The organism is Burkholderia sp. Bp8984 (genome assembly GCF_003853755.1).
GTDB lineage: Bacteria > Pseudomonadota > Gammaproteobacteria > Burkholderiales > Burkholderiaceae > Burkholderia.
Genome location: NZ_QTQN01000002.1, coordinates 116657 through 129679, shown reverse-complemented (window position 1 = coordinate 129679; position 13023 = coordinate 116657). Strand labels below are relative to the sequence as shown.

Annotated in this window: 10 protein-coding genes; 5 read left to right on the top strand and 5 right to left on the bottom strand. The window is 67.9% G+C overall.

Going from position 1 to position 13023, the window contains the following annotated elements; translation table 11 throughout:
• Window positions 1–10: 10 nt before the first annotated feature.
• From DID98_RS02660 to DID98_RS02645, 4 genes are all read right to left on the bottom strand, one after another.
• On the bottom strand, window positions 11–319 hold the full coding sequence (locus tag DID98_RS02660; protein ID WP_124570158.1) for a BolA family transcriptional regulator: 309 nt from the start codon (window positions 317–319) through the stop codon (window positions 11–13).
• Between the two features lies 1 nt (window position 320).
• Entirely contained in the window at window positions 321–851 is a 531-nt protein-coding gene (locus DID98_RS02655; protein WP_006753406.1) for a septation protein A, read from the bottom strand.
• Window positions 852–975: 124 nt separating this feature from the next.
• On the bottom strand, window positions 976–1407 hold the full coding sequence (gene msrB / locus DID98_RS02650) for a peptide-methionine (R)-S-oxide reductase MsrB (protein ID WP_059529717.1): 432 nt from the start codon (window positions 1405–1407) through the stop codon (window positions 976–978).
• A gap of 38 nt (window positions 1408–1445) precedes the next feature.
• The gene (locus DID98_RS02645; protein WP_124570157.1) at window positions 1446–3014 is read right to left on the bottom strand and encodes a YdiU family protein; all 1569 of its coding nucleotides are present in this window, start codon (window positions 3012–3014) and stop codon (window positions 1446–1448) included.
• 164 nt (window positions 3015–3178) lie between these two features.
• On the opposite strand from DID98_RS02645, the gene DID98_RS02640 reads away from it, so the two are divergent.
• The 5 genes from DID98_RS02640 (at window position 3179) to DID98_RS02620 (ending at window position 10716) form a co-directional block, all read left to right on the top strand.
• Window positions 3179–4822 carry a 3-(methylthio)propionyl-CoA ligase gene (locus DID98_RS02640; RefSeq protein WP_124570156.1) on the top strand — a complete coding sequence of 548 codons (1644 nt, stop codon included), beginning with the start codon at window positions 3179–3181 and terminating at the stop codon, window positions 4820–4822.
• A 183-nt stretch (window positions 4823–5005) separates the two neighbouring features.
• Complete coding sequence (locus tag DID98_RS02635; protein WP_124570155.1) at window positions 5006–7090, top strand: 3-hydroxyacyl-CoA dehydrogenase NAD-binding domain-containing protein; 2085 nt, start codon at window positions 5006–5008, stop codon at window positions 7088–7090.
• 43 nt (window positions 7091–7133) lie between these two features.
• On the top strand, window positions 7134–7766 hold the full coding sequence (gene pncA / locus DID98_RS02630; RefSeq protein ID WP_044843660.1) for a bifunctional nicotinamidase/pyrazinamidase: 633 nt from the start codon (window positions 7134–7136) through the stop codon (window positions 7764–7766).
• Window positions 7767–7818: 52 nt separating this feature from the next.
• Entirely contained in the window at window positions 7819–8997 is a 1179-nt protein-coding gene (locus DID98_RS02625) for an acetyl-CoA C-acyltransferase (protein ID WP_124570154.1), read from the top strand.
• 318 nt (window positions 8998–9315) lie between these two features.
• A complete protein-coding gene (locus DID98_RS02620) occupies window positions 9316–10716 on the top strand; it encodes a sensor domain-containing diguanylate cyclase (RefSeq protein ID WP_124570153.1) in 1401 nt (466 codons plus the stop codon).
• 133 nt (window positions 10717–10849) lie between these two features.
• On the opposite strand, the gene DID98_RS02615 is transcribed toward DID98_RS02620, so the two are convergent.
• Entirely contained in the window at window positions 10850–13009 is a 2160-nt protein-coding gene (locus DID98_RS02615; protein WP_124570280.1) for a hypothetical protein, read from the bottom strand.
• Between the last annotated feature and the right edge of the window lie 14 nt (window positions 13010–13023).

Below are 13023 nucleotides of genomic sequence, written 5' to 3'. Positions count from 1 at the left end.
CCTGTTGAGACTAGATTGAAGATTCGTTGAATTCTTCGGGCGTGTAAGCCACGATCGCGAGCGCGTGAATGCCGCGCTGCATCGCATCAGCGAGCGCATCATACACCAGCCGGTGCCGCGCGACGCGCGGCTTGCCCGCGAACGCGGCCGACACGATCGTGACCGTGAAGTGGCCGCCGGCAGCGGCGCCGGCGTGACCCGCGTGCTGCGCGCCGTCGTCGCGCACCGCGAGCGACAGCGGCGCGAGCGCGGCGGTCAGGCGCGCTTCGATCAGCGCGATGCGTTCGTCGGGCGAGGCGTCGAGGAAAGCGTCGGTCATGTCATTCGTCCTTCAGGTACTTCGTGAGCCACAGGCTCTGCAGGATGATGAACACGACCATCGCGCCCGTCGTGCCGAACAGCTTGAAGTTCACCCACTGCGATTCGGTGTAGTTGTGCACCACGTACAGGTTCGCGACGCCGAGCACCGCAAAGAACAGCGCCCATGCGACGTTCAGCTTGTCCCACACGGGGTGCGGCAGCGTCAGCTGCTTGCCCATCATCTTCTCGATCAGGTTGTTGCCGAACGCATAGCGCGCGGCGAGCAGCCCGATCGCAAACAGCCAGTACAGCACAGTCGGTTTCCATTGAATGAATTTCTCGTCATGCAGGACGAGGGTAGCGCCGCCGAACACGACGATCACGCCGAGACTGACCCACAGCATCGTGTCGACCTTCCGGTGCCGGAAGGCGACCCACGCGACCTGGGCCAGCGTCGCGACGATCGCGACGGCGGTGGCGGTGAAGATGCCCCAGACCTTGAAGGCGGCGAAAAACAGGATGATCGGAAACAGATCGAACAGGAATTTCATGGCGCTCGCAGCTGCGTGAAAGGCCGCATCGCGCGGCCTTTCACCGTTGTGGGGACCCGCCGGGCGCCACCGTCCGGGATCGGGGCAGCCGGGCAGGCTGTCCGACCGATCCGTCCGGTGCCGCTCATTCGTTTTCGGGTCGGGACTCGAAGTTTAACGCAGCCGAATTGATGCAGTAGCGCAAACCGGTCTTGTCGCGCGGGCCGTCCTCGAACACGTGGCCGAGATGCGCGCCGCAATGGTTGCAGCGGACCTCGACGCGCACCATTCCGTGCGAGCGGTCGATCTTCTCGTCGATCACCTCGCCGTTGAGCGGCTTGAAGTAGCTGGGCCAGCCGCAGCCCGAATGGAACTTGGCGCCGGATTCGAACAGCGGCGTGCTGCAGACGACGCACTTGTAGATGCCGGCGTCCTCGGTGTCGGTGTATTCGCCGGTGAAGGCGCGCTCGGTCGCCGCATGCTGCGTGACCTCGTACTGCATCGGCGTGAGCCGGCGGCGCAGTTCGGCGTCGTCCTTCTGGTACGGGAAGGTCTTGTCGTCGGAATCGTGTGACATGTGGGAGTTCTCCTGATCGGTCGGTCGGGTCGGTCGGGTCACGACGAGCAGCTCACTTCGAGCGACCCGGCCCAGTCGGGCGGCAATGCCGCATAAGCTTCATGTTCCGGTTGTTCGTCGAACGGGCGGCGCAGCACCTGCGCGAGTCGTTCGACTTCGGAAAAATCCTTTTCCTTCGCGCGCCGGATCGCGACTTCGGCCAGATGGTTGCGCAGCACGTATTTCGGGTTCACGCGATTCATCGCGGCCGCGCGGGCCGCGTCGTCGCGCGTTTCCTCGGACAGCCGCGCGCGGTAGAGGTTCGCCCATGCGTCGAACGCGTCGCGATCGATGAACAGGTCGCGCACCGGCGCGTCGCGGCTCGTGTCGTGCTTCGAGATCTGCGCGAGCCGGCGGAACGTCAGCGTGAAGTCCGCATGGCTCGCGTGCATCGTTTCGAGCAGCTTGTTCGCGAGCTCGGCGTCGTTCTCGCGTTCGAGCTCGAGGCCGAGCTTCGCGCGCATCGCGCGCTCGAGCGCCGGACCGAAGCGTTCGGGAAACTTCGCGAGCACGGCCTGCGCGTCGTCGACCGCGCGCTCGGCGCGCGCATCGTCGTCGGCGATGCCGTGCTGCAGCCCGATCAGCGGCAGCAGCGCCTGCGCGAGGCAGTAGCAGTTCCAGTGCGCGATGCGCGGCTGCATCCGGTACGCGTAGCGGCCGCTCGTGTCGGAGTGGTTGCAGATGTGGTTCGCGTCGAACGCGTCGACGAAGCCGAACGGGCCGTAGTCGATCGTCACGCCGAGGATCGACATGTTGTCGGTGTTCATCACGCCGTGACAGAAGCCGACGGCCTGCCACTGCGCGACGAGGTCGGCCGTGCGCAGCGTCGCGGCTTCGAGCAGCGCGAGGTACGGATCGTCGGCGTCGCGGCATGCGGGATAGAAGCGCTCGATCACGTGATCGGCGAGCTGGCGCAGCAGGTCCGGGCGATCGTTCGAGAAGAAGTGCTCGAAGTGGCCGAAGCGCACGAAGCTCTCCGACACGCGCGTGACGACGGCCGACGTCTCGATCTCCTCGCGCACCACCGGCTGGTCGGAGCCGATCACCGTGAGCGCGCGGGTGGTCGGAATGCCGAGGTGATGCATCGCTTCCGAGCACAGGAATTCGCGGATCGACGAACGCAGCACCGCGCGGCCGTCACCCATCCGCGAATACGGCGTGCGGCCGCCGCCCTTGATCTGCAGTTCGTAGCGCTGGCCGTCGGTGCCGGCGAGTTCGCCGATCGTCAGCGCGCGGCCGTCGCCGAGCTGGCCGGCCCATACGCCGAACTGGTGGCCGGAATACACCGACGCGTACGGCATCGCGCTCGCGGGCCAGTCGCGCGTCGGGTTGCCGGCGAACAGCTCGGCGAATCCGGGTTGGGCGGCGAGCGACGCCGGCAAGCCGAGCAGGCGCGCGACTTCGTCGGAAAAGCCGACGACGTACGGCGCGGGCAGGGGTGCTGCCGGCAGCCGCGTATGAAACGCGTCGCCGAGTGCGACGAACGCGCCGACGGCCGGCGCGCCGAGCGTGGCGGCGAGGTCGGGGAGAGTGTCAGCCGTAGCGGCTGCGCTTCGGGAAAACGACATGTTGAGCGCCTCTGGGTAAGCCGATATTGTAAGGCGGCGCCGCGCCGCCCGCATGGCGGCCCGCGCGCCTTGCGCCAGGCCGGTCCGGGCCGTGGACGGGTTGCAGGCTGGCGCATCGCTTCGAGGCTGGTCACCGATTCGCGTCCTTCCGGGAGAACAAGACGATGGGTAAGCCGTTGCTGGGCCAGATGATGGACATGCCGTTGCTGGTGTCGTCGCTGATCGCGCATGCCGCGCGTTATGCGGGCGATACGGAGATCGTGTCGAGGCGCGTGGAAGGCGACCTGCATCGCTACACGTATCGCGACTGCGAGCAGCGCGCGAAGCGCCTCGCGCAGGCGCTCGCACGGCTCGGCGTCGAAGCGGGCGAGCGCGTCGGCACGCTGGCCTGGAACGGCTACCGGCATCTGGAGGCGTACTACGGAATCGGCGGGATGGGCGCCGTGTGCCACACGATCAACCCGCGGCTCTTTCCCGAGCAGATCGCCTACATCGTCAATCACGCGGAAGACCGCTACGTCTTCTTCGACATCAATTTCGCGCCGCTCGTCGACGCGATCGCGCCGCAGTGCCCGAACGTGAAGGGCTGGATCGCGATGACGGATGCCGCGCACCTGCCGTCCGGCGCGACGCCGTACCTGTGCTACGAAACGCTCGTCGACGCCGAGGACGGCCGCTACGACTGGCCGCGCCTCGACGAACTGCAGGCGTCCGGCCTGTGCTACACGTCGGGCACGACCGGCAATCCGAAGGGCGTGCTGTATTCACATCGCTCGACGGTGTTGCATGCCTACGGCGCCGCGCTGCCCGACGCGATGAACCTGTCGGCGCTGGACGCGGTGTTGCCCGTCGTGCCGATGTTCCATGTGAACGCGTGGGGGCTGCCGTACGCGGTGCCGCTCACCGGCGGCAAGCTGGTGCTTCCCGGCAAGGACCTCGACGGCAAGTCGCTGTACGAACTGATGGAGGCCGAACGCGTGACGTTCTCCGCGGGCGTGCCGACCGTGTGGCTCGGGCTGCTGAACTACATGCGCGAGGCCGGCGTGCGCTTCTCGACGCTGAACCGCACGGTGATCGGCGGTTCGGCGTGCCCGCCCGCGATGCTGCGCACGTTCGAGGACGAATACGGCGTGCGCGTGATCCACGCGTGGGGAATGACCGAGCTGTCGCCGCTCGGCACGCTCGCGAAGCTCAACTGGGCGCAGTCGCAGCGGCCGCTCGACGTGCAGCGCCGGTTGCTGGAGAAGCAGGGGCGCGTGATCTGCGGTGTCGACATGCGGATCGTCGGCGACGACGGCCGCGAACTGCCGTGGGACGGCGTCGCGTTCGGCGAGCTGCAGGTGCGCGGGCCCTGGGTGATCGATCACTACTTCAAGGGCGATACGTCGCCGCTGTCGGACGGCTGGTTCCCGACCGGCGACGTCGCGACGATCGACCCAGACGGCTTCCTGCAGATCACCGACCGCAGCAAGGACGTGATCAAGTCCGGCGGCGAGTGGATCAGCTCGATCGACATCGAGAACGTCGCGATCGCGCACCCGGGCGTCGCCGAAGCCGCGTGCATCGCGTGCGCGCACCCGAAATGGACCGAGCGTCCGCTGCTCGTCGTGGTGCCGCGGGAGGGGGCGAACCTGACCCGCGACGCGCTGCTCGCGTTCTACGAAGGCAAGGTCGCGAAGTGGTGGGTGCCCGACGACGTCGTGTTCGTCGAATCGCTGCCGCACACCGCGACCGGCAAGCTGCAGAAGCTGAAGCTGCGCGAGACGTTCCGCGACTACGTGCTGCCGACGGCGCGCTGCGCACCGTAAGCCGCGGCCGCCGACGGCCCGCCGCGCGGTCGCCCGATCCGGCCCCCGGATCGGGAACAAAATCAAATTGAACGACCGTGCTTTTTCGTTGTATGCTGCCTCCGTTCGATCCGGACATGCGGCCGTTCGACCGCGCACAATGAAGCGCAGCCACCCCGGCGCGCGATGCATGGAGGCAGGCAGATGGCAGTGGATTACTCGACTCGCGACGGCGTGGCCGTCATCACGCTCAACAATCCGCCCGTCAACGGGCTCGGCCTGTCGACGCGCCAGGGCGTCATGGACGCGCTCGATCGTGCCGCGCAGGATCCGTCGGTCACGGCGATCGTGCTGACCGGCGCGGGCCGCGCATTCTCGGGCGGCGCCGACATCACCGAATTCAATACCCCGAAGGCCCTGCAGGAGCCGACGCTGCACACCGTGATCCGCGCGGTGGAGGCGAGCGCGAAGCCGGTCGTCGCGGCGCTGCACAGCGTCGTGATGGGCGGCGGCCTGGAGCTCGCGCTCGGCGCGCACTATCGCGTCGCGGCGCCCGGTGCGCAGGTCGCGCTGCCCGAAGTGAAGCTCGGCCTGTTGCCGGGCGCGGGCGGCACGCAGCGCCTGCCGCGTGCGGTGGGCCTCGAAACCGCGCTGAACATGATCGTGTCGGGCGCTCCGGTGCCGTCGGAGCAGCTCGCGAACAGCGGGCTGTTCGACGCGATGGCCGACGGCGACCTGCTCGATGCGGCCGTCGCGTTCGCGCGCAAGGTCGGCGCGCAGCAGGGGCCGCATCCGCGCGTGCGCGATCGCAAGATCGTCCACGAGAATGCCGCGGGCTTCATCCAGTTCGCGCGCAATTCCGCGCGGGCCGCCGCGCCGAATTTCCCCGCGCCGCACAAGTGCATCGACGCGATCGAGGCCGGCGTGCTGAACGGCTTCGACAAGGGCAGCGTCGCCGAACGCGACGGTTTCGTCGCGCTGATGATGACGCCGGAAAGCCGTGCGCTGCGGCACGCGTTCTTCGGCGAGCGCGCGGCGAGCAAGATTCCCGACGTGCCGGCCGATACGCCGGTGCGCGAGATCCGCCGCGTCGGCGTGATCGGCGCGGGCACGATGGGCGGCGGGATCGCGATGAACTTCGTCAACGCGGGCCTGCCCGTCACGCTGCTCGAGACGAAGCAGGACGCGCTCGACCGCGGCCTCGCCACGATCCGCAAGAACTACGACGCGCAGGTGAAGAAGGGCAAGCTCACGCAGCAGAAGCTCGACGCGCGCATGGCGCTGATCACGCCGACGCTGTCCTACGACGACCTGAAGGACGCGGACCTGATCGTCGAGGCCGTGTTCGAGGAACTCGGCGTGAAGGAGCAGGTGTTCGGCCGGCTCGACGCGGTGGCGAAGCCCGGTGCGATCCTCGCGTCGAACACGTCGACGCTCGATGTCGACAAGATCGCCGCGTTCACGAAGCGTCCGCAGGACGTGGTCGGCATGCACTTCTTCAGCCCGGCGAACGTGATGAAGCTGCTCGAGGTCGTGCGCGGCGCGCAGACCGCGAAGGACGTGCTCGCGACCGTGATGGCGGTCGCCAAGAAGATCCGCAAGACGGCGGTGGTGTCGGGCGTGTGCGACGGCTTCATCGGCAACCGGATGATCGAGCAGTACATCCGCCAGGCGCTCTTCATGCTCGAGGAAGGCGCGCTGCCCGCGCAGGTCGATCGCGCGATCGAGAAGTTCGGTTTCGCGATGGGCCCGTTCCGGATGAGCGACCTCGCCGGCAACGACATCGGCTGGGCGATCCGCAAGCGCCGCTACGTCGAGAAACCCGATCTGCACTGCTCGAAGATCGCCGACCGCCTGTGCGAGCAGGGCCGTTTCGGCCAGAAGACGGGCGGCGGCTGGTACGACTACGTGCCGGGCGAGCGCAAGGCGAAGCCGTCGGCGCTCGTCGACGAGATGGTCGTCGCGTATTCGAAGGAGCGCGGCGTCGAGCGGCGCAAGATCGGCGACGACGAGATCGTCGAGCGGCTCGTGTTCGCGCTCGTCAACGAAGGCGCGAAGATCCTCGAGGAGAAGATCGCGTCGAAGGCATCCGACATCGACATGGTCTACCTGACCGGTTACGGGTTCCCGCTGTGGCGGGGCGGCCCGATGCTGTATGCGGACATGGTCGGCCTCTACAACGTCGAGCGCGCGATCCGCCGCTATGCGGCCGCACCGAACGGCGACGCGTGGCAGCTCGCGCCGTCGATCGTCGAGCTCGCCAGGGCCGGGCGCGGGTTCAACGGCTGACGGCCCGCGTGACCGCGCGGCCAGGCTTGCAAGGAGAAATGCAATGAAACGCACTGACGACGTGTTGCTCGTGATCGACGTGCAGTACGACTTCATGCCGGGCGGCGCACTCGCGGTGCCGGACGGCGACGCGGTCGTGCCGGTGATCAACGCGCTCGCGCAACGCTTCGACCAGGTCGTGCTGACGCAGGACTGGCACCCGCGCGAACACGTGTCGTTCGCGGCGAACCATCCCGGCCGCGAGCCGTTTTCCACGCTCGCGCTGCCGTACGGCGAGCAGGTGCTGTGGCCCGTGCACTGCGTGCAGGACACCGAGGGCGCGGCGCTGCATCGCGACCTCGACATTCCGCACGCGCGGCTCGTGATCCGCAAGGGCGGCGACGCCCAGGTCGACAGCTATTCCGCGTTCGTCGAAGCCGACCGCACGACGCGCACGGGGCTCGCCGGCTACCTGCGCGAGCTCGGCGCGAAGCGCGTGTGGTGCTGCGGGCTCGCGACCGACTATTGCGTCGCGTGGTCCGCGCTCGATGCGCGCGCGGCCGGCTTCGAGGCGGCCGTGATCAACGACGCGTGCCGTGCGATCGACCTGAACGGGTCGCTCGCGCACGCATGGCAACAGATGCAGGCGGCGGGCGTCGCACATGTGACCTCCGCGGGCGCGCGCCCGACGGCGTAGCGCATTCCCCCCATCCGATTCAGGACATGAAGCAGGACCGAAGGAGACTCGCATGACCGAAGCCGTAATCGTATCGACCGCACGCACGCCGCTCGCGAAATCGTGGCGCGGCGCATTCAACATGACGCACGGCGCGACGCTCGGCGGCCATGTGGTCGCGGCCGCGCTCGAACGCGCGAAGCTGGACCCCGCGCGCATCGAGGACGTGATCATGGGCTGCGCGAACCCCGAAGGCGCGACCGGCGCGAACATCGCGCGGCAGATCGCGCTGCGCGCCGGGCTGCCGGTGAGCGTGCCGGGGATGACGGTGAACCGTTTCTGCTCGTCCGGGCTGCAGACCATCGCGCTCGCCGCACAGCGGATCATCGCGGGCGAGGGCGACGTGTATGTCGCGGGCGGCGTCGAATCGATCTCGTGCGTGCAGAACGAGATGAACCGGCACATGATCCAGGAGGGCTGGCTCGTCGAGCACAAGCCGGAGATCTACTGGAACATGCTCCAGACGGCCGAGAACGTCGCAAAGCGCTACGGGATCGCGAAGGAGCGGCAGGACGAGTACGGCGTGCGCTCGCAACTGCGCGCCGCGGCCGCGCAGGAAGCCGGGCGCTTCAACGATGAGATCGTGCCGATCACCGTGCGGGCCGGTATCGCCGACAAGGCGACGGGCCGGCTGTTCACGCAGGACGTGACGGTGTCGGCCGACGAGGGCATCCGGCCGGACACGACGCTCGAGGGCGTCGCGAAGATCCGTTCGGCCGTGCCGGGCGGCGTGATCACCGCGGGCAACGCGAGCCAGTTCTCGGACGGCGCGTCGGCGTGCGTGGTGATGAACGCGGATGTCGCGCAGCGCGAAGGGCTGCAGCCGCTCGGCGTGTTCCGCGGTTTCGCGGTCGCCGGTTGCGAGCCGGACGAGATGGGCATCGGCCCGGTGTTCGCCGTGCCGAAGCTGCTGAAGCAGGCGGGGCTGAAGGTCGACGACATCGGCCTGTGGGAGCTCAACGAAGCGTTCGCGGTGCAAGTGCTGTACTGCCGCGACACGCTCGGGATTCCTGACGACCGCCTGAACGTGAACGGCGGCGCGATCGCGGTCGGCCATCCGTACGGCGTATCGGGTGCGCGCCTGACCGGCCATGCGCTGATCGAAGGCAAGCGGCGCGGCGTGAAATACGTGGTCGTCACGATGTGCATCGGCGGCGGGCAGGGGGCTGCCGGCCTGTTCGAAATCGTCTGATATTTGTGCGCAGGAGGGGCGGCCGCGGCTTTCGGGGGACCGAAGCCGCGGCCGCGATGCGAATCGGCGAAATCCGTGGGCGATTCGTAAGAAACAGGAAGCAAACGCCATGCATTCGATGCTGCCGTTTCCCCTTACTTGTCAAACGATTTGCCGCACCTATACTTGCTCTGACATTTGCCTTTCGGCGGGATGGGCCAACGCGTGCGTCGTACCGGCGCACGTGACGCGTTTCCGGGAGCCGGCGAAGACGATGCATCGCGCGTTTCCGGCACCGTGGGCGTTCGAACCACGCAGCAGACCGAAACGGGGACCAAATTGAGCACGACCTATGCAGCCGGGGAACCGCCGCGTGTCGTCAGCGCGGCCGCGAGGCTCTACGCGAAATGCCTGCTGGTCGGTTTTGCATTGCTGCCGGCCTATCTGATTGCCTATCTGTGGTTCTTCAGCGACCCGCACGTCGTGTTCGAGAACCACGCATTCCATGAAATCGCGATCACGGCCGCGACCCTCGAAGGCGCGTTCGTCACCTACGTGACGTGGGTGTGCTACCGATCGTCCGGCGAGCCGCTGCTGCGCTGGCTGACGCTCGGCTTTCTCGGCTTCGCGATGATCTACGCGCTGCACGGTCTGTTCACCGGGATGGCGCACCACAACATCTGGCTGTTCCTGCTGTACGGGCCCGCCTCGCGCCTCGTAATGTCGATCCTGCTGCTCAAGGGCCTGCTGTCGTATTCGCAGCCGCCCGATCGGGTGGAGAAGCGTACGCGCGCGCGCACGTGGCTGCCCTGGGTCGGGTTGTTCGTGACCATCAACGTGGCGGTTGCGTACATCGCCTATTCGCCGGTCGCCGGCGCGCCGGGTACGCGGCTGTCGATGGAAGGCGGCGCGCTGGTGTTTTCGCTGCTGAACGTCGGCGTGCTGCTCGCGCGGCGCATCCGCTCGCCGCTGATGGTGATCTACGGCGTGTCGATCATGGCGTTCGCGCTGTCGTCGCTCGCGTTCATCCTCGGCAAGCCGTGGAATCACATGTGGTGGCTCGCGCATGCGATCTTCGCGGGCGGGTTCTTCCTGCTCAGCTACGGCGTCGTGCAGGCGCTGCAGACGACGCGTTCGTTCTCGGCGATCTACAGCCAGGAAGACCTGATGAGCCGGCTGTCGGAATCGATGGCGCGCACCGAGAGTGCGTTGCAGGAACTGCGCCGCACGAACCAGAAACTCGAATACATGGCCGCGACCGATCCGATGACGGGCGCGTCCAACCGTCGCCAGTTCATCGCGCAGGTCGAGCGCGAGATCGTGCGCGCGGAACGCGACGGCACGCCGTTTTGCCTGCTCGCGCTCGATCTCGACAACTTCAAGAACATCAACGACGCATACGGGCACCAGATCGGCGACGAGGTGCTGCGCGGCGTCGTGCGCCAGTGTCTCGAGGCGATACGTCCGGCCGGTGCGCTCGCGCGAGTCGGCGGCGAGGAGTTCATGGCGCTGTTGCCCGAGATGCCGCTCGAGGGCGCTCGCATGACGGCCGAGCGCGTGCGTTCGTCGATCGCGAGTTCGCCGTTCGGGCTGGATTTCAAGCGCGTGCAGGTGACGGTCAGCGTCGGCGTGGCGCAGTATGGGGTCGACGGCGGGACGGTCGATGCGTTGTTGCGCGCGGTCGATGAACGCTTGTATCAGGCGAAGCGGGACGGGCGCAATCGCGTGGTCGCGCACTGACGGACGAGCGCCGCGCATCGGGCGGCGTGGTGTGCGCGGATGCAGCGCAATGGCGGAGCGATGCGATGTCCGCGCGGTTTGCGTCCGGCCTGAATGAAGCCCCGTACGCGAAGATGCGTGCGGGGCATTCGTTTCATTGGTGCATCGTCTGGCGAGCCGCGATGGCCGCCGTCTGCTGTGGCTGCACATCCTTCATCCGCTCCATCGCCTGCCACCAGTACTTGCCGGTCCGCAGTTGCGGATCGCGAATCGCGAGATACGTCGTACTCCACAGCTGCGCCGCATTGGCCTCGGTCGCGTCTGCGCTGCGCGTGCCGAACGCGTCGGTCTGATACCGGCCGTTCACGTACGACCACGTCCACATCTCCGACGTGCGCATGTCGCGCCCGTTCGAGATCACTTGCCAGATCGTCTGCCGTGCCTGCGTCAGCAGCGCGCGCGTCGTGTCCGACAGATCCTGGCGCGCGAGTTGCCGATCGAGCCCGGCGACCCACATCGCCTGCTGCCACGACCAGATCACGGTGCCGTGATACGCGGAACTCGTGAACTTCGGCCACAGTGCCTGGCTCGCATACGCGGGGTTCGCGATCAGCATCCCGACATCGGTGACGAGCCCGGTCGGGAAGGGCCGCGTGACGTCGGCGACGATGCGCTGGAGTTCGTCGTCCGTCGGCGTGCCGAACAGCAGCGCGAAGCCGCCGTCGGAATTCATCACCGGAACCGGCGTGCCCTGCTGGTCGAGCGACAACGCGTAGAACGTGAGCGGCGCGCCCGGCGCGGTGCCGGCCGGTACGCCGGCCGACGGCGCATACGCCGACACGTCGGTCGTCGCCTGTGCGGCCGGCACGCTCACCTGGAACAGCGGCGGCGCCTGCCGTTCCCACGTGGCCGCTTCGGCCGCCGTGTTCGCAAGTGCCGCGCGTTGCCCGGCGTCCAGGTACGGATCGAGCAGGCCGCGCGTGAGGAACGCGTTCGCCGCGCGCAGCGCGGCCGGCACGAGCACCGCGTTCACGTCGTACGGATAGACGCCGCCGCCGAGCCCGTCGGTGCTGTCGCGCCAGTTGCCGACGATCTCGCCGGGCCGCAGGTGGATCAGGTTCGCAACCGACGGCTGCTGCGCGAACGGCTGCGCGGTCGCCGCGACGTGCAGCAGGTTGACGACGAGCCGGCTGCCATTGGTCTGACCGTCGCCGCCGCGTTGCGCGAGATAGGTGGCCGCGCGCGCCTGGCCGCGCGTGTCGTCGATCAGCCACGCCGCCGCGATCGGCGCGAGCAGGTAGTCGCTGTCGATCATCTTGTAGTCGTAGGTCGGCGTCGCATCGTTCGGCCGGCCGTGCTTCGCGTTGTCGACCAGTGCGAATTCGCCGATGCCTTCCTCGTGCGCGACCTTGCCGTCGTTCGACAGGCGGTTCAGTACCGACGTCAGGCCGGCCTCGATCGCCGCCGGTTCGAGCACCGGCATCAGCATGCGCACCGAAATCAGCGTGTCGCGGCCGAAATAGGTGTCGTACTGCCACGAGCCGGCCAGCAGCTTGTCGTGGAAGCTCAGGAATTCGAGCACGTTCTGGCTGACCGGGTCCGGATTCGCGGACGGGGCGAGCAGGTCGGCGCGCGTGATCGGCGACATCGGCGTCTCGCCCGACAGCGCGTCGACATGCAGCTTCAGCGTGCGCGTACCGGCCGCCGCGCGCAGCACCAGCGTGCCGTCCGCGGCCGTCGCGATGCTGCCGCCGTCACGCAGCGTGATGCGCAGTGCGTAGCCGGGGGCGCCGTCGAGCCGGTCGCGCTGCCATTGCGCGGCGCTGCCCTGGATCGTCGGGGCGGTGACGATCTCCGGCGGGATCGTTGCGCCGCCGTTGAAGTCGCGCAGGAAGCGCACGTTGCTGAGCACGCCCTGGCGGATCGTCAGCGTGTCGGTGTCGACCGACACGTCGGCGCCGATGCCGTACAGCGGGCGGCCGTGCGGGTCGGGTGCCGACAGTGCGGACGGTGGCGTGTCGAGGCTCCAGTTCACCGGCTGCGCAGTGTCGTCGAACCACAGCCCGGTGCCGCTGTTGCCGGCCGGAAACACGACAAGCAGGCGCGGCTTCGTCGACGAGCGCACCAGCAGATGGGCGGCGACCTTGTCCTGTCGGTAGAAAGCGTTGATCTGCCCGCCGGCGTCCATGCGGAACGACAGTGCAGCGCTGGAAGAGGGCGGCGTGTCGTTCGAATGGACGTCGTCGTCGTTGCAGGCGGCCAGCAGGCCGGCGCAGACGAATCCCAGACACAGCGATTTCGTGAAGCGATGCACGTTCATGACGACCC